The 21059-nt window shown below is 47.2% G+C and carries 19 protein-coding genes; 17 read left to right on the forward strand and 2 right to left on the reverse strand.

Translation table 11 applies throughout. From position 1 onward, the window contains the following. Positions 1-41 precede the first annotated feature (41 nt). The 13 genes from bamA to PG915_RS04355 all read left to right on the forward strand — a co-directional run bounded on the left by bamA (position 42) and on the right by PG915_RS04355 (position 15172). Positions 42-2480, forward strand: coding sequence for an outer membrane protein assembly factor BamA (bamA, locus tag PG915_RS04295; RefSeq protein WP_353498008.1), 2439 nt, complete (start codon positions 42-44; stop codon positions 2478-2480). A 71-nt stretch (positions 2481-2551) separates the two neighbouring features. Further along, positions 2552-3052, forward strand: a complete 501-nt coding sequence (locus PG915_RS04300; RefSeq protein WP_042500989.1) for an OmpH family outer membrane protein — start codon at positions 2552-2554, stop codon at positions 3050-3052. A gap of 22 nt (positions 3053-3074) precedes the next feature. Further along, the gene (gene lpxD / locus PG915_RS04305) at positions 3075-4106 is read left to right on the forward strand and encodes a UDP-3-O-(3-hydroxymyristoyl)glucosamine N-acyltransferase (protein ID WP_353498009.1); all 1032 of its coding nucleotides are present in this window, start codon (positions 3075-3077) and stop codon (positions 4104-4106) included. Positions 4107-4285: 179 nt separating this feature from the next. After that, entirely contained in the window at positions 4286-4717 is a 432-nt protein-coding gene (fabZ, locus tag PG915_RS04310) for a 3-hydroxyacyl-ACP dehydratase FabZ (protein WP_418642295.1), read from the forward strand. Position 4718: 1 nt separating this feature from the next. Next, complete coding sequence (lpxA, locus tag PG915_RS04315) at positions 4719-5507, forward strand: acyl-ACP--UDP-N-acetylglucosamine O-acyltransferase (RefSeq protein WP_353498010.1); 789 nt, start codon at positions 4719-4721, stop codon at positions 5505-5507. 95 nt (positions 5508-5602) lie between these two features. Beyond that, entirely contained in the window at positions 5603-6745 is a 1143-nt protein-coding gene (gene lpxB, locus PG915_RS04320; protein WP_353498011.1) for a lipid-A-disaccharide synthase, read from the forward strand. Next, positions 6742-7368 (forward strand): ribonuclease HII, encoded by a 627-nt coding sequence (rnhB, locus tag PG915_RS04325; protein ID WP_353498012.1) that lies wholly within the window; start codon positions 6742-6744, stop codon positions 7366-7368. The genes lpxB and rnhB overlap by 4 nt, the downstream gene beginning before the upstream one ends. Before the next feature lie 77 nt (positions 7369-7445). Beyond that, a complete protein-coding gene (dnaE, locus tag PG915_RS04330; protein WP_353498013.1) occupies positions 7446-10925 on the forward strand; it encodes a DNA polymerase III subunit alpha in 3480 nt (1159 codons plus the stop codon). 51 nt (positions 10926-10976) lie between these two features. Next, positions 10977-11936: an acetyl-CoA carboxylase carboxyl transferase subunit alpha gene (accA, locus tag PG915_RS04335; RefSeq protein ID WP_353498014.1), complete on the forward strand. Its 960-nt coding sequence runs from the start codon at positions 10977-10979 to the stop codon at positions 11934-11936. Positions 11937-12005: 69 nt separating this feature from the next. Continuing rightward, complete coding sequence (tilS, locus tag PG915_RS04340; protein WP_353498015.1) at positions 12006-13325, forward strand: tRNA lysidine(34) synthetase TilS; 1320 nt, start codon at positions 12006-12008, stop codon at positions 13323-13325. Between the two features lie 108 nt (positions 13326-13433). After that, positions 13434-13745: a c-type cytochrome gene (locus PG915_RS04345; protein WP_353498016.1), complete on the forward strand. Its 312-nt coding sequence runs from the start codon at positions 13434-13436 to the stop codon at positions 13743-13745. A gap of 174 nt (positions 13746-13919) precedes the next feature. Then, on the forward strand, positions 13920-14258 hold the full coding sequence (gene glnB, locus PG915_RS04350; protein WP_042500895.1) for a nitrogen regulatory protein P-II: 339 nt from the start codon (positions 13920-13922) through the stop codon (positions 14256-14258). Positions 14259-14323: 65 nt separating this feature from the next. Then, a complete protein-coding gene (locus tag PG915_RS04355) occupies positions 14324-15172 on the forward strand; it encodes an endonuclease/exonuclease/phosphatase family protein (RefSeq protein WP_353498017.1) in 849 nt (282 codons plus the stop codon). A 14-nt stretch (positions 15173-15186) separates the two neighbouring features. On the opposite strand, the gene PG915_RS04360 is transcribed toward PG915_RS04355, so the two are convergent. Further along, the gene (locus tag PG915_RS04360; RefSeq protein ID WP_353498018.1) at positions 15187-15957 is read right to left on the reverse strand and encodes a DUF1853 family protein; all 771 of its coding nucleotides are present in this window, start codon (positions 15955-15957) and stop codon (positions 15187-15189) included. Between the two features lie 84 nt (positions 15958-16041). On the opposite strand from PG915_RS04360, the gene PG915_RS04365 reads away from it, so the two are divergent. Next, positions 16042-16800: a Nif3-like dinuclear metal center hexameric protein gene (locus PG915_RS04365; RefSeq protein WP_353498019.1), complete on the forward strand. Its 759-nt coding sequence runs from the start codon at positions 16042-16044 to the stop codon at positions 16798-16800. A gap of 65 nt (positions 16801-16865) precedes the next feature. Here the strand turns inward: PG915_RS04365 and PG915_RS04370 are convergent, their stop codons facing one another. Continuing rightward, on the reverse strand, positions 16866-18155 hold the full coding sequence (locus PG915_RS04370; RefSeq protein WP_353498020.1) for a citrate synthase: 1290 nt from the start codon (positions 18153-18155) through the stop codon (positions 16866-16868). A gap of 394 nt (positions 18156-18549) precedes the next feature. Here PG915_RS04370 and sdhC point away from each other — a divergent pair, with 394 nt between their 5' ends. The 3 genes from sdhC to sdhA are packed head-to-tail and all read left to right on the forward strand — an operon-like array spanning position 18550 to position 21050. Beyond that, entirely contained in the window at positions 18550-18942 is a 393-nt protein-coding gene (sdhC, locus tag PG915_RS04375) for a succinate dehydrogenase cytochrome b556 subunit (RefSeq protein WP_112480477.1), read from the forward strand. After that, positions 18936-19283 (forward strand): succinate dehydrogenase, hydrophobic membrane anchor protein, encoded by a 348-nt coding sequence (sdhD, locus tag PG915_RS04380; protein ID WP_353498021.1) that lies wholly within the window; start codon positions 18936-18938, stop codon positions 19281-19283. Before sdhC ends, sdhD begins: the two co-directional genes overlap by 7 nt. After that, positions 19284-21050, forward strand: coding sequence for a succinate dehydrogenase flavoprotein subunit (gene sdhA / locus PG915_RS04385; RefSeq protein WP_353498022.1), 1767 nt, complete (start codon positions 19284-19286; stop codon positions 21048-21050). Positions 21051-21059 lie beyond the last annotated feature (9 nt).

Raw genomic sequence — 21059 nt, forward strand, 5'->3', positions numbered from 1 at the left:
AATTCGGGCAGCAGTATTAGCAAGGAATAATTAGAGCAGGTATGGCGATTAAGCATATTCTATTCGCATCTCTACTGGCGACGAGCGTGTCGGCGAATGGGGCTGAGGATTTTGTTGTACAGGACATTCGTATTGAGGGTTTACAGAGGGTTGCACTGGGTGCGGCGCTACTAAAAATGCCTGTGCGTATTGGTGATTCTATCGATGGCAAAGACATTTCAGAAATCATCAATGCTCTCTACCAGTCCGGTAACTTTGAAGACATTAAAGTATTGCGCGACAATGACGCGCTGGTCGTTCGCGTTAAAGAGCGACCGACGGTAGCTAGCATCTCGTTCTCTGGCAACAAAGCCATCAAAGAAGAACAGTTGCAACAAAACTTGGATGCATCGGGTGTGGTTGTCGGTGAGGCTTTGGATCGTACGACCCTGAGCAACATAGAGAAAGGTCTAGAAGACTTTTACTACAGTGTGGGTAAATACAACGCAAAAGTTCAAGCGGTCGTGACACCTCTGCCACGTAACCGTGCGGACTTGAAGTTTGTGTTTACTGAAGGTGTCTCTGCTAAGATCAAACAGATCAACTTCATTGGTAACACGGTATTCCCAGACGAAGAGCTATTGTCTCGATTCAACTTGAATGTGGATGTGGCTTGGTGGAACTTCTTGTCTGACGATAAGTATCAGAAACAGGTACTGGCCGGCGATATCGAAGCGCTCAAGTCTTACTATCTTGATCGCGGTTATCTGAAATTCAAAGTCGATACAACACAAGTATCTATTTCACCAGATAAAAAAGGCGTATACATCACGCTGGGTATCGATGAAGGCGAAGCGTATCGAATTAAAGATGTGAACTTCCGTGGCCAGTTGATCGGTAAGCAAGCCGAGTTTGAGGGTATGGTACCGTTTGCTGACGGTGATACTTACAACGGCTCAAGCGTGACGGCACTGGAAGAGAACATTAAGCGTGTGCTTGGTGAGTCTGGTTATGCGTATCCACAAGTAAGAACCATTCCAGAGTTCAATGATGAGACCAATGAAGTATCGTTGGTGATCAACGTTGAAGCGGGCAACCGAATCTACGTACGAGATATCCGATTCACAGGTAATAACTCAACTAAAGATGAAGTATTGCGCCGTGAAATGCGTCAGATGGAGTCTAGCTGGTTGAACTCGAAATCGATTGAAACGGGTAAAAACCGCCTGAATCGATTAGGTTTCTTTGAAACCGTTGACGTCCAAACGGTACGAGTCCCAGGTTCTGAAGACCAAGTTGATTTGGTTTACGATGTCAAAGAAGCAAACTCAGGCAGCGTGAACTTTGGTGTTGGCTATGGTACAGAATCGGGTATCAGCTTCCAGGTTGGTTTGCAGCAGGATAACTTTGCTGGTACCGGTGATCGAGTTGGTATCAGTGCGATGACCAACAAATACCAGAAGAACATTACTCTTGATTACCGCGACCCATACTGGAACCTCGATGGAGTAAGTTTGGGTGGTCAGATCTTCTACAACGAATTTGAAGCATCGAAAGCAGGTATTATTGACTATACCGACCAAAGCTACGGCGGTACGTTGACTTGGGGTTTCCCGGTTGATGAACTTAACTACTTAGAGTTTGGTGGTGGTTACACTCATAGCCGTCTTGGTAATATTAAAGAGTACGTGCAGATTGAGAAATTCCTACAAGCACAAGAGAAGAACCGCGACGCTGAAGGTAACTTGATTACCGACGATTTCCACCTGACAGCAGCTTGGACACGTAACAATCTAAACCGTGGTCGTTTCCCTACAGCGGGCAACCATCAAAAACTTTACGGAAAAGTGACCGTACCTGGTTCGGATGTTCAATACTTCAAGGCACAATATGATGTCAGACAGTATTTTCCGATTACCCAAAGCCACAGCTTTACGTTATTGTTGAAAGGTCGTCTAGGCTACGGCAATGGCTATGGTCAAACGAACGGCAATGACAACTTGCTACCGTTCTACGAAAACTTCTATGTGGGTGGTTTCTCTACTCTACGTGGTTTCCGTCAGAACTCGGTAGGCCCTAAAGCGGTCTATAACGATCCAAATGGCGGTGGTTGTGGTAACGTTGGCGGTAACAACCCATGTTACTCTGCAACCGAGCAGTCAGTGGGTGGTAACGCCGTTGCATTGGCCAGTCTTGAGTTGATTGTACCAACACCGTTTGCGTCGGATGAATTCCGTAACCAGATCCGTACGAGTCTGTTTTTTGATGCAGCAAGTCTTTGGGATACTGAGTTTAGCTACCTAGCACCGGATCCAAATATGCCAGGCAAGCAATACTATTATGATTACTCCGATCCATCGAACTATCGTGCATCGGTTGGTGTGGCAGTTCAGTGGATGTCTCCGATGGGACCTCTGGTGTTTTCACTAGCGACTCCAGTTAAGAAGTTTGAAGGTGATAAAACAGAAGCGTTCACCTTCACGATTGGTAACACATTCTAATTCTGTGGCATTCACTCCCACAGCGTAAGCAACTACAAGTTTTTTAAACAGAGGAATCGACCTTGAAAAATATGATGAAAGCGGCTGGTCTTGGCCTAGTTATCCTTACCTCTTCAATGTTTGCTACAGCAGCAGAAGCGGCTCAGAAAATTGGCTACGTGAACACGCTACAAGTTTTCCAAGCGCTTCCACAACGTGAAGCAACGCTTCAAAAGCTACAAAACGAGTTCAAAGACAAAGCGGCTGAGCTACAAGCAATCCAAGCGGAAGCTACCAAGAAAATGGAAAAGCTACAGCGTGATGGTGAGCTTCTAGGTTCTGAAGAAGTAGAAAAACTGCGTATCGAAATTGGTCAGCTTGATAGCAAGTACAAGATCAAAGGCCAAGCTCTAGAGAAAGATAGCCAACGTCGCGAAGCTGAAGAAAAGCAAAAGCTATTCAAAACTATCCAAGAAGCTGTTGAAAAAGTCGCAGAGAAAGAAGGCTACGACATGATCATCGACATTCAAGCGGTAGGCTACGCGAAAGAAGAGTTTAATATCTCAAGCAAAGTTATCGACTCTCTTAAGTAATTAGTTAGCTAGTAGGAATAACATGACAGCATTGACGTTAGCACAGCTTGCTGAAATCACAGGTGGTGAATTACATGGTGAAGGGGATGTTCAGATCCACACCGTTGCCCCTATGGATCGAGCCTGCGAAGGCGAAATTACGTTTTTAACCAACGTTAAGTACGCAAAGCATCTTGGCGAATGCCGCGCATCGGCGATTATGGTAAAAGCTTCAGAACTAGAACATTGCAAAACCAATGCTCTTGTTGTTGCAGACCCGTATGTTGCTTACGCAAAAGTCGCTCAAGCGCTTGATAGTACGCCAAGCCCAGCTTCTGAAGGCATTGCAGCTAGCGCTGTAGTGTCCCCAGACGCCGTCTTGGGTAACAACGTTGCTATTGGCGCGAATGCTGTTGTAGAAGCGGGTGCAGAGCTTGGTGACAATGTGGTTATCGGTGCAGGTTGTTTCATTGGTAAAGGTGCAAAACTTGGTGCCAATACCAAGCTTTGGGCTAACGTTGCCATCTATCATGATGTCGTGATGGGGTCGGATTGCCTAGTGCAATCAAGTACCGTTATTGGCTCTGATGGTTTTGGTTATGCCAACGAAAAAGGTGAGTGGATTAAGATCCCTCAGCTTGGCACGGTGAGAATCGGTAATCGCGTTGAAATCGGTGCTTGTACTACGATTGACCGCGGCGCTCTGGATGACACTATTATCGAAGATAACGTGATCATCGATAACCAGATACAGATTGCCCATAATGTGCACATCGGATATGGCACAGCGATGGCGGGTGGTACTATTGTTGCTGGTAGTACTAAGATTGGCAAATATTGCCAAATCGGCGGAGCAAGTGTGGTTAATGGTCACATTGAGATCGCCGATGGTGTTATCGTCACGGGTATGGGCATGGTTATGCGCAGCTTGCCAGAAAAGGGCATCTATTCGTCCGGTATTCCTCTTCAGACTAACAAAGAGTGGCGAAAGACTGCGACTCGCGTTCATCGCATCGATGAGATGAACAAGCGCCTAAAAGCGGTGGAAAAACTGCTCGAGCAGCAAGAGGATTAATTCTCTTACTCAGCTCAATGAAAAAGGCTCGCTTAAGGCGAGTCTTTTTATGTGCGTGAACTTAGTTCAGGTTGAGCTTTGCTCCCTGACTGACACTGCGAGGCATTTGGGTATATAATGCCTCTAGATTAGCAAAGAATTGATATAGGATTTTTACTTTGAGCACCGATACTAAAACTATGAACATCACTGAGATCCAGGAACTACTGCCACATCGCTACCCGTTTCTGCTTATCGACCGTGTGACCGATTATCAAGAAGAAAAGTATCTGACCGCTATCAAGAACGTTTCTGTGAATGAGCCGCAATTTACGGGTCATTTCCCACAGTTGCCAGTATTCCCAGGCGTATTGATCCTAGAAGCAATGGCACAAGCGACAGGCCTATTGGCATTTAAATCGTTTGGTGCACCGAAGGATAATGAACTGTACTACTTCGCAAGTGTTGATAAGGCGAAATTCCGTAAGCCTGTTGTACCAGGTGATCAGCTTGTTATTGAAGTTGAATTTGTAAAAGAGCGTCGCGGTATTGCTGCCTTCAACGGTGTAGCAAAAGTTGACGGTGAAATCGTTTGTTCAGCTGAACTGAAATGTGCTCGTAGAGAGTTTTAATATGATTCATGAGTCTGCCACTATTCACCCTAGTGCCGTTATTGAAGGTAACGTCACTATCGGTGCTAATACCACTGTAGGGCCATTTACCTACATTTCGGGTGACGTCACCATTGGTGAAAACAACGAAATCATGTCGCATGTTGTGATCAAAGGTCACACAACGATTGGTAATGATAATCGTGTATTCCCTCAAGCGATTATTGGCGAAGAGAACCAAGATAAAAAGTATGGCGGTGAAGATACGCGAGTTATCGTCGGTGATCGCAACGTCATTCGTGAGAGTGTACAAATCCATCGCGGGACCACTCAAGACAAAACACAGACCGTGGTTGGTAATGACAACCTGTTGTGTGTGAATGCTCACATTGCCCATGATGTGATTGTTGGTAATCACACTCACATTGGTAACAACGCCATCCTTGGTGGCCACGTGACTGTGGGTGATTACGCTGGAGTCATGGCCTTGTCTGCGATTCACCCGTTCTGTACGGTTGGCGCTTACGCTTATGTGGGCGGCTGCTCTGCGGTTGTTCAAGACGTACCTCCTTACGTACTGGCTCAGGGTAACCACGCCACGCCATTTGGTCTTAACCTAGTAGGCCTTAAGCGTAACGGTTTTGAGAAGCCAGAGCTGCGTGCGCTACAAAAAGCGTACAAAGAGATCTATCGTTCAGGAAAGACACTTGCAGAAGTGAAGCCAGTACTTGAAGAAATGGCGCAAGAATGGAGCTCTGTGGGTCGCTTTGTTGAGATCTTGGAAGCCTCTGAGCGTGGCATTATTCGCTAGATCCGCGCACGACTAAGCTGAAAAGATCGCCAGTCTGACTGGCGGTCTTTTTCTGTTTTAAGAAAACCATAAATTTAAGCAAGTAGGGAACACCAATGGAACGACCATTACGCATCGGCATTGTCGCTGGCGAACTCTCGGGGGATACGCTTGGTGAGGGCTTCATCAAGGCGCTCAAAGTGCGCTACCCTGATGCTGAGTTTGTTGGCGTTGGTGGTCCAAAGATGATTGCCGAGGGTTGTCAGTCTCTGTTCGATATGGAAGAGCTCGCCGTTATGGGGCTGGTTGAAGTATTGGGTCGACTGAGGCGCTTGCTGCACGTCAAAGCTGAGTTGGTGAAATACTTTACCGAAAATCCTGTGGATGTGTTTGTCGGCATTGATGCGCCGGATTTCAACTTAAGGCTTGAGCTAGACCTAAAAAAAGCGGGCACCAAAACCGTCCATTACGTGAGCCCTTCCGTGTGGGCTTGGCGTCAAAAACGTATTCATGGCATCGCTGAAGCGACCAATTTGGTACTGGCGTTTCTACCATTCGAAAAAGCCTTCTACGACAAATTCAATGTGCCGTGCGAGTTTGTAGGACATACGCTCGCTGATGCGATCCCCTTGGAGTCAGACAAAGCCGCTGCGCAGCAGTTGTTAGGGCTAGATCAAGATAAGAAATGGCTTGCGGTACTGCCAGGCAGTCGTGGTAACGAGCTGAAGATGCTCTCCCAGCCATTTATTGAAACATGTAAGAAGCTCAATAACGACGACCCGAGTTTAGGGTTTGTGGTCGCAGCTGTGAATGATAAGCGCAAGCAGCAGTTTATCGAAGCATGGCAGCATTATGCGCCAGAGCTAGACTTTCATATTGTGCAAGATACAGCACGCAACGTGATCACAGCATCCGATGCCGTGCTTTTGGCCTCAGGCACTGTAGCGTTAGAATGTATGCTACTTAAAAGGCCTATGGTTGTCGGGTACAAGATGAATGCTATCACGGCATTTTTGGCAAAGCGTTTGGTGAAGACGAAATACGTTTCGTTGCCAAATATTTTGGCCGATGATGAGATAGTCAAAGAGTTCCTCTTAGATGCGTGTACCCCAGAAAACTTACATGCCGAGCTGACGCGCCTGCTCAATGGTGAAAATCACGATATGATTGAAAAGTTCACCGAAATGCATCATTGGATCCGTAAAGGTGCCGATAAACAGGCCGCAGACGCCGTACTAAAATTGATAGATAGATTATGACCAAGAAAAAAACGCCTATAGAACTGCCTTCTTTTGAATACCCGCAAGGCTATACCGCTATTGCAGGTGTGGATGAAGTGGGTCGCGGACCATTGGTTGGAGACGTCGTCACTGCAGCGGTTATCCTAGAACCGAATAATCCGATTGAAGGCCTTAACGACTCGAAAAAACTGTCTGAGAAAAAACGCCTCGCGCTGTATCCTGAAATTAAAGAAAAGGCGCTCGCGTGGGCGGTAGGGCGTTGTTCTCCTGAAGAAATTGATGAGCTCAATATCCTACAAGCGACCATGGTGGCGATGCAGCGCGCGGTTGCAGGGCTTAAGGTTCAGCCTGATATGGTGTTGATTGACGGTAACCGAACGCCAGAGCTTCCAATGGATGCACAAGCCGTGGTCAAAGGTGACCTTCGTGTTGCTGAGATTAGTGCCGCTTCCATTATTGCTAAAGTGGTTCGCGATCAAGAAATGGACGAACTTGATGCTCAGCACCCTGAGTTTGGGTTCGCTAAGCACAAAGGCTATCCAACTAAAGCGCATTTTGAGGCCATTGAGCAGCACGGCGTCATTGCCCAGCATCGTAAAAGCTTCAAACCAGTAAAGCGCGCCCTAGGTATTGAAGACTAGGTATTTAAGAGTAAAACAAATTAAGCACTAATGGCTCTGTGTAGCCGTTAGGATGTCATGACGATTTAGGATTCATTATGTCAGACCCCAAGTTTATACACTTACGTGTTCACAGTGACTTCTCAATGGTGGACGGCCTGTCTAAGGTACCACCACTTGTGAAGAAGGTGGCTGAGTTGGGCATGCCAGCGATGGCATTGACCGATTTCACCAACCTATGTGGCCTAGTAAAGTTCTATGGCAATGCTCACTCAGCAGGCATTAAGCCGCTGATTGGGGCTGACTTTTCGGTGCAATCGGATGAGTTTGGCGAAGAGCTAACTAGCCTCACAGTGCTTGCTTCTGACAACACAGGTTACAACAACCTAACGTTACTGATCTCCAAGGCATATCTTAGGGGTCATGTTCAACATCAACCTGTTATTGATAAGGCTTGGCTAGCTGAGCTGTCGGAAGGCCTGATCATCCTTTCAGGCGCAAAAGACGGTGAGGTGGGCAAAGCATTACTTAAAGGTAATCAAAGCTTAGCCAAACAGTGTGCGGCTTTTTATCAAACGCATTTTCCTGACCGCTTTTACCTTGAGCTTATTCGCACCGGACGTGCCGATGAAGAGAGCTATCTGCATTTTGCCGTCGACTTGGCGGAAGAGTTAGAACTTCCAGTCGTAGCGACCAACGAAGTGGTGTTCGTTGATAAAGAGCTGTTCGATGCCCATGAGATCCGCGTGGCCATTCATGATGGCTATACGCTCGATGATCCTAGACGTCCTAAGCGTTACAGCGAACAGCAATACCTGCGCAGTGAAGAGGAAATGTGCCAGCTATTTGCCGATATTCCAGAAGCGTTGCAAAACTCAGTGGAAATCGCTAAGCGCTGTAACGTGACTGTCAGACTAGGTGAGTACTTCCTACCTGCTTTCCCAACAGAAGGTATGAAAGAGACCGACTTCCTGGTGATGAAGTCGAGAGAAGGCCTAGAAGAGCGTTTGGAGTTCCTATTCCCTGATGAGCAAGTACGACTTGAGCGCAGACCTGAGTACGACGAGCGATTACAGATTGAACTCGATGTTATAAACCAGATGGGCTTCCCTGGCTACTTCTTGATCGTAATGGAGTTCATCCAGTGGTCAAAAGACAATGAAATACCTGTAGGTCCTGGGCGTGGTTCGGGTGCGGGTTCGCTGGTGGCATACGCGCTTAAAATCACTGACCTTGATCCTCTTGAATACGACTTGCTTTTCGAGCGCTTTCTGAACCCTGAACGTGTCTCCATGCCCGACTTCGATGTTGACTTCTGTATGGATAAACGTGACCAAGTGATTGATCACGTGGCAGAAATGTATGGCCGAGACGCGGTATCGCAGATCATTACCTTTGGTACCATGGCGGCGAAAGCAGTAATTCGAGACGTAGGTCGTGTACTTGGGCATCCATTTGGCTTTGTGGATCGTATTTCCAAACTGATCCCTGCTGACCCGGGCATGACGCTGCAAAAAGCGTTTGACGTCGAGCCTGCGCTGCCTCAATTGTATGACGCTGATGAAGAGGTTCGCGACCTCATCGACATGTGTCGCATCCTTGAAGGTTGTACTCGTAACGCCGGTAAACACGCTGGTGGTGTTGTTATATCGCCAACTACTATCACCGATTTTGCGCCGATCTATGCGGACTCTGAAGGTCATTTCCCTGTCACGCAGTTTGATAAAAACGACGTAGAAACGGCCGGCCTAGTTAAATTCGACTTCTTAGGTCTAAGAACCCTAACCATTATCGACTGGGCGTTAGGGCTGATTAACCCACGTCTGGAAAAAGAGGGCAAAGAGCCGGTTCGTATCGAATCGATTCCTCTTGATGATCAGCCGTCATTCCAGCTACTGCAAAATTCAGAAACCACGGCGGTATTCCAGTTGGAATCACGTGGTATGAAAGAGCTTATCAAACGTCTTCAGCCAGACTGTTTTGAAGATATCATCGCATTGGTAGCACTGTTCCGTCCTGGACCATTGCAATCCGGCATGGTAGATAACTTTATCGACCGTAAGCACGGGCGAGAAGCGGTTTCCTATCCAGATGAGACGTGGCAACACGAAACACTGAAAGAAACGCTAGAGCCAACTTATGGCATCATTCTTTACCAAGAGCAGGTCATGCAAATCGCCCAGATCCTAGCGGGTTATACGCTAGGTGGTGCAGACATGCTGCGTCGTGCGATGGGTAAGAAAAAGCCAGAAGAGATGGCCAAGCAGCGTGCTGTATTCGAAGAAGGTGCAATTAACAATGGCGTCGATGGCGAATTGGCGATGAAGATCTTCGACTTGGTAGAAAAGTTCGCAGGTTATGGCTTTAACAAATCGCACTCAGCCGCTTATGCATTGGTGTCGTACCAAACACTGTGGCTAAAGAAACACTACCCAGCAGAGTTTATGGCGGCGGTTATGACCGCAGATATGGATAACACCGAGAAAGTCGTCGGCCTTGTCGATGAATGTTTCCGCATGAAACTCAAGGTGTTACCGCCAGATATTAACGCCGGTTTATTCCGATTTAATGTTAACGATGAAGGTGCCATTGTTTATGGTATCGGCGCAATCAAAGGGGTGGGTGAAGGCCCAATTGATGCCATCATTGAAGCAAGAAATAAAGATGGTTACTTCCGCGACCTGTTCGATTTCTGTGCCCGAATCGACCTGAAAAAGGTCAATAAGCGCGTCATTGAGAAGTTGATCATGGCTGGTGCACTAGATAAGCTCGGACCTCATCGAGCGGCGTTAATGGCGTCGCTTAATGACGCAGTGAAGGCGGCGAGTCAACATCACCAAGCTGAAGCGTTTGGACAAGGTGATATGTTCGGCGTATTGACGGATGCGCCTGAGGAAGTGGAACACAAGTACACCCAAGTACCTGCGTGGCCAGAGAAGGTATGGCTTGAAGGTGAGCGCGAAACCTTGGGGCTTTATTTGACCGGGCACCCAATAAACGCCTATCTGAAGGAACTTACTAAATACACCAGTTGTCGATTAAAGGATGCCACTCCGACACGTCGTGATCAGTCATTGACCGTGGCTGGCCTTGTCATTGCCGCTCGTGTCATGACCACAAAGCGCGGTACGCGTATCGGTATCATGACACTCGATGATCGCAGTGGTCGTATGGAAGTGATGTTGTTCTCAGATGCACTAGATAAATATGCTGAATTGTTAGAAAAAGATAAAATAGTGGTCGTTTCTGGACAGGTCAGCTTTGATGACTTCAATGGTGGGCTTAAAATGTCCGCCCGCGAAGTTTTAGATCTTGGTAGCGCTCGAGAGAAATTTACTCGAGGGTTGTCCATTTCGTTGCTAGAGCAACAGATCGATGAGCGTTTTTACCAACGCTTCACAGAAATATTAACGCCTCACAAAGATGGCACAGTACCTGTTAATATTTACTACCAACGTGCAGATGCAAGAGCGAAGCTCACGTTAGGAACACAGTGGCGAGTAACGCCCAACGATGCGTTACTGGAAGAATTACAGCAGTTACTTGGTAAAGACCAGGTAGAACTCGAATTTAACTAATTGAGCTTGGGCACACATCGGTGCCTGAGCGGAATCGAAAAGGATTCATAGATGAGCTTGAACTTTCTTGAATTTGAAAAGCCAATTGCCGAACTAGAAGCAAAAATTGAAGCCCTGCGTGACGTGTCTCGTCATGGTGGTGACAGTGCAATTGACTTAGATAAAGAAATTGAACAACTAGAGAAGAAAAGCTTAGAGCTTAAAAAGAAAATCTTTAGTGACCTTGGTGCATGGCAGGTTGCGCAGCTTGCTCGCCACCCACAACGCCCATATACGTTGGACTATGTAGAGCACGTATTTACTGAGTTTGATGAGCTGGCGGGTGACCGTGCATTTGCTGACGACAAAGCGATTGTTGGCGGTATGGCTCGTCTTGAAGGCCGTCCTGTGATGATCATTGGTCATCAAAAAGGCCGTGAGACTAAAGAGAAAGTTAAGCGTAACTTCGGTATGCCTAAACCAGAAGGCTACCGTAAAGCACTGCGTTTGATGCGTATGGCTGAGCGTTTTAACATGCCAATTATCACCTTTATCGACACTGCGGGTGCCTACCCAGGTGTTGGCGCAGAAGAGCGCGGTCAATCTGAAGCGATTGCGATGAACCTGAAAGTGATGGCAGGCCTGAAAGTGCCGGTTATTTGTAACGTTGTTGGTGAAGGCGGCTCTGGTGGCGCATTGGCTATTGGTGTGGGTGATTACGTGAACATGCTTCAATATTCTACCTACTCAGTAATTTCACCTGAAGGCTGTGCCTCTATTCTATGGCGCGATTCAGACAAAGCCCCACAAGCTGCAGAAGCGATGGGCTTGATTGCTCCGCGTCTTAAAGAGCTAGAGCTTATCGATGAAATCATTGAAGAGCCACTTGGCGGCGCGCATCGTGATACGATTCAAATGGCAGCGAACATGAAGGCAACGCTACTTCGTCAGCTAGAAGAGCTAGAGCAGCTTGAAGAAGACAACTTACTAGAGCGTCGTTATCAACGTTTGATGAGTTACGGCTACTGCTAAGCCGATTTGGTTTATATAATAAGGCGAGCATGATGCTCGCCTTATTTTTTGTCTTTTGGGAAATTGTCTATGTCATTAGCGCAGCACTTTATTGATACCCTGCGGTGCCACCTGCCAGATGGCGGTCGTGTTGTTATCGGATTCAGTGGCGGGGTGGATTCCCGCGTTTTGCTGCATCTAGCGGCGCTTTATCGCGCTCAGCATCCTGATCTAGAGTTGCTTGCTGTGCATGTTCATCATGGTTTGAGCCAGTACGCGGATCAATGGCTAGAACAGTGTGAATTATGGGCTAAAGCAGAGCAAATCCCCTTCGTCGCAGAGTATGTATCTCTTGACCTAGAGAGCGGCGACAGCATTGAGCAATTGGCACGTGATGCTCGTTACCAAGTCCTAGCATCCCACGTTAATACGGACGATGTTTTACTGACCGGCCAGCACCTTGACGATCAAACTGAAACTTTTCTTCTGGCTCTTAAGCGAGGTAGCGGGCCCAAGGGGCTATCCTCAATGGCTCTGTCAGCCCCTTTTGCGTCAGGGAAGCTTTTGAGGCCACTTCTTGATGTGTCCCGAAGCGACATCGAGCATTTTGCACATACTCAGCAGTTAACTTGGCTTGAAGATGACAGTAACCAAGATACCCGCTTTGACCGCAATTTCTTGCGCCACAAAGTGGTGCCTGTCATTAATAAGCGCTGGCCTAGCTTTAACAAAGCGGTTCGTCGCAGTGCTCGATTGTGTGCGAAGCAAGAGCAGCTTTTGGCGGAGTTACTTAAGCCCGAGCTAGAGGCTTGTTTAAATTCGTTTCAAGGGGTTGAGATAGATACCTTAAGTCGCAGCTCTCCACTGAAACGAGATCAACTACTGCGCATGTGGCTTGAAGCGCAAACGTCAGCGCTGCCAAGCGAGATTCAATTGCAGCAGCTTTGGAATGATGTCGCCTTGGCTAAACCCGATGCAAATCCAAATTTGGTTCTGGCCTCAGGTAGCATTCGCCGATTCAAATCCCACCTTTACTGGGTAGCACCACAGGAAGATGTCACTCAGTGGAGCAAGTCACTAACGATTGAAACTCCCGTGCTATTGCCCGATAGGTTAGGCGAGCTAACGTTAGGTAACAGTAGTGAAAAAAACAGCTTGATGACGCTGAACCGCGCAGCTCTGACAGAGCCGATGGTGGTCATGTTTGAACCAGAAGGTTTGTCTGCGCATCCTCATGGCAGAGCGGGGTCACGTAAGCTCAAGAAGCTATTTCAAGAGTATCAAATCCCAAGTTGGCAACGCCGCCGAACACCTATTCTGATGATGGGTGACAAAGTGGTTGCCGTGGCTAACTTATTTGTAGACAAGGACTTTTACGGCTCAGATTGTGAACTCGTATGGGACAAGTGACCCTTTTTCATGTCACAATCGTAACTATAATAAACGCTAGGAAGCGGTACAAACCAGAGTAGTGTGGGCTGGTTCCGAGCAAATATGGACGTATCACAAGGAAAAGCAATGAAAAAGTTGATGATTAGCGCATTGGTAGCAGCGGGTTTGATGAGCGGTGCAGCAGTCGCAGGCGATGTTGCAGCGGGTAAAGCAAAAGCAGCAGTGTGTGCCGCGTGTCATGGCGCAGATGGCATCGCAGTGATCCCTGGGTATCCAAACCTTAAAGGTCAAAACGAGCAGTATTTGGTTACCTCTATTAATGCATACAAAAGCAAGCAGCGTAACGGTGGCCTAGCGGCAGTAATGCAAGCACAGGCATCAATGCTTAGCGACGAAGACATTGCTAACCTAGCGGCATACTACGCAAGCCTTAAATAGAGTGTTCTGAATGACACCTAGATGGTTCTAGCATGATGTAAGCGTAACAAAACAACGTGTTGCAAATAACTTTGATAAAAAGCTCGAAGCTGGCCTTCGAGCTTTTTGTTTTCGTTGATTGTTATCGCGACCTACCAGATAATGTCGTTAACAAAAGTGATGTAAGGGAAGAACATGAAAAAGATTGAAGCGATTATCAAACCATTCAAGCTTGATGATGTGCGTGAAGCATTGGCAGAAGTTGGCATCACAGGGATGACGGTTTCTGAAGTGAAAGGTTTTGGTCGTCAAAAAGGCCACACTGAGTTGTATCGCGGTGCAGAATACATGGTTGATTTCTTGCCAAAAGTGAAGCTAGAAATCGTGGTGGCTAGCGATGTTGCGGATCAATGCGTAGAAACCATTATTGAAACGGCACAAACGGGTAAAATTGGTGATGGCAAGATTTTTATCACTGACATCGAGCGTGTTGTTCGTATTCGTACCGGCGAAGAAGACGAAGACGCGATCTAAACCGCGAGTAGCACTAACATTAAAAGGAGTAGGCAACTACTCCTTTTTTACTTTTGGGGTGAGCGATGAAGTTGAAGTGGATTTTAGTTGGCGTATTAGCCGCAGTTTTTATGGCGGTAGGCGGCTTTCAGGTCGTGTTTACTGTGTCTGACACTCCCGAGATCACAACTGTTCGCGGCAATCAGGTTGATACTGAATTAAAGTGTTATCACAATCCAACGCCTCAGGCGCTCGATGATGAGGGACGACTCAATGTATTGGTTTGGAATGTTTACAAACAAAACAGGGAGAACCTTCTCTCCGAGCTAACAGAGCGCTCTCAAGACAGGCAGTTGGTACTACTTCAAGAGGCAAGCCTGGATGATCAGTTCCTCGATTGGCTTCAGCGTTCTGATTGGGGCAGTAACCAAGTCAGCGCCTTCAAAGCTTTTGATGTTTCAAGTGGTGTTCTGAATTTGAGTCGAACCATGCCAAAGGTCGCGTGTGCAAACCTTCAGGTTGAGCCATGGTTACAACTGCCTAAATCGGGTCTCTACGCGGAATATGCGCTCTCTAATGGGCAGACCCTGATTGCGCTGAACCTTCATTCAGTGAACTTTACCATTGGCACACAAGAGTACAAGCAGCAGCTCGAGTCATTTAAGCAAGTTCTTGAGTCTCACTCAGGGCCACTGCTCATTGCTGGCGACTTTAACAGCTGGAGCGAGTCGCGAATGGCAGTACTTAAACAAGCACTCAAAGACTATCAGATCCAAGAGGTCAAATTTACTCCGGATCATCGAAAACGTTTTGTCACCGGACTCCCTCTCGACCATATATTTTATCGAGGCATGACGTTGGAGACGATGAGCACGCCAGAGAGTGATGCATCAGATCATAATCCAATGCTGGCGGAGTTCGTTTTGGCTCAGTAACCGCCAGCGTTCGGTTACATACTGCTTTGCGGCCAGTCATCAGGGACGACAAACCAGAATTGGCCGCTTTTGGCTTGGCAATGGATAAAGTGCTTGGGTAGCGCCGACACTGAATCGTACTCTGCGCGTCGCGGATTTCCTGTTGCCCAAAGCGGTTTTTCTAATCGGTATATCGGTTCATCGATAAGATGAAATTGAGATTGGTAGCACCAATGGCCAGTAACGCGCTGTGGATTGATATCAAGTTCTAAGCAGCGAGTTGGCGTCTTTTCTGGGTCAAACGGGTTGATATACAACCGCCCTTGCATCAATAGGTGTTGAGAAGGGCTGGCAATATTAGGGAACTGAGCTTTGAACGCAGGGGTATCAGACATCTTTAGTTGATGCTCGAGCATGCGGCTCAATTTTTTGTCTAGTCTATCCTTTGCATTCGGTCCATACCAAAGCCCATCTTTTAGCAAATAGAACTTAATCGCTACCTCCCAGTGCTCGAGTTGTTGCTGGTCTGGTTTTTTAATAAGAAAGTCGATAGCACCCAAGGTACGACCATCTTGCTGCAGTTGTATCTCTTCAGCAAAGACGCTGTGGCTGTTACTTTGCTCAAATAAACGTCGGCACAGCTCCTGATAAAGAAACCCAAGCCTAGGGTTGCCTTGGTGCTCAGAATCGTCCTGAGAGTTTGATTGAGGGGATACCTTAGGGAAACCCCCAGCCACGCTCGAATGTCCCGTGACGAGGCTCTGGCTTTCGTTTATCCAGGTAATAAAGTCCCTGATGGTTTGCATAGCGTATTCTTTACGTTTTCCTTTCGACATTGCTAGAGTAAATTGCTATAACCACGGAAATCAAGAATTTGCTCAGGAAGTGCCATGAATAACCTAAAGCTTGAAGCTATCCTCAATGAAAAACTCTCACCGCAACTGATTAAAGATTACAGCCCAAATGGGCTTCAAGTTGAAGGTGCGACTGATATCAAAAAAGTAATTACCGGAGTCACGGCATCACAAGCGCTTATTGATTACGCAGTAAGTGTCGGAGCGGATGCCATATTAGTTCACCATGGCTATTTCTGGAAAGGAGAGCCAGAGCCAATTCGTGGCATGAAGGGCAAGCGTATTCGCACTCTCATTAAAAACGATGTGAACTTGTTTGGTTATCACCTGCCGCTTGATATCCACCCTGAGCTAGGTAACAACGCTAAATTAGCACAGTTGCTTGATATTGAGGTCATCGATGGCCTAGAAGGTCACCCACAGTCTGTTGCTATGTTTGGTAAACTGGCAAAACCTATCTCTGGTGCTAAGTTTGCGACTAAGATTGCAAAAGCCCTAAATCGTGAACCTCTGCACATCGCACCAGAGTTGGCTGACAAGCCGATTGAAACGGTAGGTTGGTGTACCGGTGGTGGACAGGATTACATTGAACTAGCAGCGTCAAAGGGGTTAGATGCCTTCATTTCAGGGGAGATTTCTGAGCGTACGACGTACACTGCACGTGAAATGGGTATCCACTACTTTGCGGCCGGTCATCATGCGACTGAGCGCTACGGCATCAAAGCGCTGGGTGAGTGGCTGGCAAGCGAACATGGTTTGGACGTTGAGTTTAAAGATATCGACAATCCGGTATAAAACCACCAATGAAATAAAAAGAGCAGCCTAGGCTGCTCTTTTGAGTTGTGATGTTGTGTTTATCGTTATTCGCGCTCGTGAAGCGGTTTGAAGTCACGCATTGATTCACCAGTGTAAAGCTGACGTGGGCGACCGATGCGGTTGTCTGGATCGCTGTGCATTTCGTTCCAGTGAGCAATCCAACCAACAGTGCGAGACATAGCAAAGATAACGGTGAACATAGACACTGGGATACCAATCGCTTTAAGGATGATACCTGAGTAGAAGTCTACGTTTGGATACAGTTTCTTCTCAACGAAATACTCGTCTGATAGCGCAATGCGCTCAAGCTCCATCGCAACATCCAGTAGTGGATCTTGAATGTTAAGCTCTTTCAGTACATCGTGACATGCTTCACGCATAACTGTTGCGCGTGGGTCGTAGTTCTTGTAAACACGGTGACCAAAGCCCATTAGGCGGAATGGATCATCTTTGTCCTTCGCTCGTTCGATGAACTCAGGGATCTTGTCTACAGAGCCAATCTCTTCAAGCATACGCAAACACGCTTCGTTAGCACCGCCGTGTGCAGGCCCCCATAGAGACGCGATACCCGCTGCAATACATGCAAATGGGTTAGCGCCAGATGAACCTGCTAGACGTACCGTTGACGTTGACGCATTTTGCTCGTGGTCTGCGTGTAGTGTAAAGATCTTGTCCATTGCACGCGCAACGATAGGGTTTACTTCGTACTCTTCGCAAGGGTTTGCGAACATCATGTGTAGGAAGTTCTCCGCATACGTTAGGTCGTTGCGTGGGTAGATGAATGGTTGACCGATAGAATACTTGTAGCACATAGCTGCAAGGGTTGGCATCTTAGAAATTAGGCGGTAAGCCGCAATTTCACGGTGTGAGTCATTGTTGATATCGAGGGAATCATGATAGAAGGCTGCAAGTGCACCAACTACACCACACATAACGGCCATTGGGTGAGCGTCGCGACGGAAACCGTGGAAGAAACTCGCGATTTGCTCGTGAACCATAGTGTGACGAGTAACAATTTGCTTGAACTCTTCATATTCTTCACGTGATGGGGCTTCGCCAACAAGAAGGATGTAGCATACTTCTAGGTAGTCTGCATTGTTAGCTAACTGATCGATAGGGAAGCCACGGTGCAGTAAAACACCTTTGCCGCCGTCGATATAAGTGATTTGAGATTCACAGGATGCAGTGGCAAGAAAACCTGGGTCAAATGTAAAGTAACCATTCGCTCCAAGCTTACGAACATCGACTACTTCTGGTCCGATAGAACCTTCCATAATCGGCAGCTCGATTGGCGCTTGACCTTCAATATGAAGGGTCGCTTTCTTATCTGCCATAACAATCTCCTTTGTTTATTATTTAATCCGTCCAGGATGTTTGTGTGCCAATTTTTTACTTTGGTTCGGAAGCAAAGTCAATTTCTATACGATGATGTGTGCACTTGTTATGATTTTTTATAGAAAAATGGTTAAAAATCTGTTCTGTGTAGCATATTTTGTTACATCAATTGTATTAGAATGTTGCCAACCGTATAGTTGCGGTGAAATTGTTGGTCCTAGCCTTTAAAAATCGAGTATACAAACCGAAGTGAGGTGGTTTTGGATTCTCATTTGTTAACATTGTTGCAACAATTATCTCCCTTGTAACACGAGATTTCTGTTAAGTTTATGTTAACTTTTGAGGCTTACAGACCAAAATTTATTCATAACAATAAATGCTCAATGGAGCTGAGTGAGCAAGCCCGTGAAAGAAAGAAAGTCCAGACCTGTTAATCTTGATTTACAGACAATTCGCTTTCCGATCACTGCAATCGCATCCATCTTGCACCGAGTGTCAGGTGTGATCACGTTTGTGTCGATCGGTATTCTCCTTTGGTTACTAGCCAAGTCACTCTCGTCCCCTATGGGGTTTGCCGAGGCAGTCGATATCGTCGACGGTTTCTTCGTCAAGCTTATTCTTTGGGGCATTTTGACTGCTCTTGCGTACCACATTGTTGGTGGTATTCGTCATCTAATCATGGATCTAGGTTACTTTGAAGAGCTCGAATCGGGCGCGAAAAGTGCCAAGGTATCCTTTATCGTGACAGGCGTTCTGTCGCTATTGGCGGGAGTTTTGGTATGGTAAACAACGTTTCATCATTCGGTCGTAACGGTGTCCACGATTATCTTCTGATTCGTGCGAGCGCCATTATTATGACCTTGTACACTATCTATCTTGTGAGCTTCTGCGCGTTTGCAGGAGACATTTCCTACGTATCGTGGACCAACTTCTTCGGTGGCACCTTCACTAAGGTGTTTACTATGCTGGCATTGGCATCTCTGCTTATCCATGCCTGGATTGGTCTATGGCAAGTTCTTACAGACTATATCAAGCCGACCATGTTACGTGGTGCGCTGCAACTGACGGTTATTGCAGTGCTGCTTGGTTATTTCTTCTCTGGTTTCTTTATTCTGTGGGGTGCGTAAGTGTCTATTCCAGTTCGTGAGTTTGATGCCGTAGTAATCGGCGCTGGTGGTGCAGGCATGCGCGCTGCACTACAAATTTCAGAGCAAGGCCTATCTTGTGCGTTGCTATCAAAAGTATTTCCTACTCGTTCCCACACCGTATCTGCCCAGGGTGGTATTACGGTTGCGTTGGGTAACTCTCATAAAGATGATTGGCAGTGGCACATGTATGACACGGTCAAGGGCTCTGACTACATCGGTGACCAAGACGCTATCGAGTACATGTGTAAGAATGGTCCTAAGTCGGTCATTGAATTAGAGAAAATGGGTCTACCTTTCTCTCGTTTTGAAAACGGTTCTATCTACCAGCGTCCATTTGGTGGACAGTCTAAAGAGTTTGGTGGGGAGCAGGCTGCACGTACTGCGGCAGCTGCAGACCGTACAGGCCACGCACTGCTGCATACTCTTTATCAGCAAAACATCAAGCACAAAACAACCATATTCTCGGAGTGGTATGCGCTCGATATGGTTAAGAACCAAGATGGCGCGGTTATGGGTTGTACTGCGCTTTGCATGGAAACGGGCGAGATTTGCTACTTCAAATCAAAAGCAACCATCTTAGCTACTGGTGGTGCGGGTCGTATCTACGCTTCAACCACCAACGCTCATATCAACACGGGTGATGGTGTTGGTATGGCGCTGCGTGCTGGCGTACCGATGCAAGATATGGAAATGTGGCAGTTCCACCCAACGGGTATTGCTGGCGCAGGTGTACTCGTTACCGAAGGTTGTCGTGGTGAAGGTGGTTACCTTCTCAATAAAGATGGCGAGCGATTTATGGAGCGTTACGCACCAAACGCAAAAGACCTTGCTGGTCGTGACGTGGTTGCACGTTCGATGATGATCGAAATTCGTGAAGGTCGTGGCTGTGACGGCCCTTGGGGACCACACATTAAGCTTAAAATGGATCACCTGGGTAAAGACGTCCTTGAGTCTCGTCTACCAGGTATCTGTGAGCTGTCTCGTACGTTTGCACACGTTGATCCAGTGAAAGAGCCAATCCCAGTTATTCCAACCTGTCACTACATGATGGGTGGTGTACCGACTCAGGTGTCTGGTCAAGCGATTAAACAAGACGCGTCTGGTAACGATCATGAAGTTCAAGGTCTATTCGCTTGTGGTGAAATCGCTTCTGTATCTGTACACGGCGCGAACCGTCTTGGTGGTAACTCGCTGCTTGACCTAGTGGTGTTTGGTCGTGCAACTGGTCTTCACCTTGGTGAGACGCTGGCTGCGCAAACTGAAGCTCGCCCAGCGACGGAGTCAGACATTGAAGCATCACTGGCTCGCACGATGCGCTGGGAGAACAGTGCATCGGGTGAAGACCCAGCTCAAATCCGTAAAGATCTGCAAACTTGTATGCAAAACAGCTTCTCGGTATTCCGAGAGGGTGATGCGATGGCAACCGGTCTAGAAGAGCTTAAAGTGATTCGTGACCGCTTGAAAGAAGCGCATCTTGCAGACAAGTCGAAAGAGTTCAACACCCAGCGTGTGGAGTGTCTAGAGCTTGATAACTTGATGGAGACTGCATTCTCGACTGCAGTCGCTGCAAACTACCGTACCGAGAGTCGCGGCGCTCATGCTCGCTTTGATTACCCAGAGCGTGATGACGAGAATTGGCTATGCCACTCAATCTACAACCCTGAAACTGAGCAGATGTCGAAGCGTGATGTCAACATGATGCCTGTTCACCGTGAAGCTTTCCCACCGAAAGCACGTACGTACTAAAGGGAGGAC

It is taken from the genome of Vibrio sp. CB1-14 (genome assembly GCF_040412085.2).
In the GTDB taxonomy this organism is placed as follows: domain Bacteria; phylum Pseudomonadota; class Gammaproteobacteria; order Enterobacterales; family Vibrionaceae; genus Vibrio; species Vibrio chaetopteri.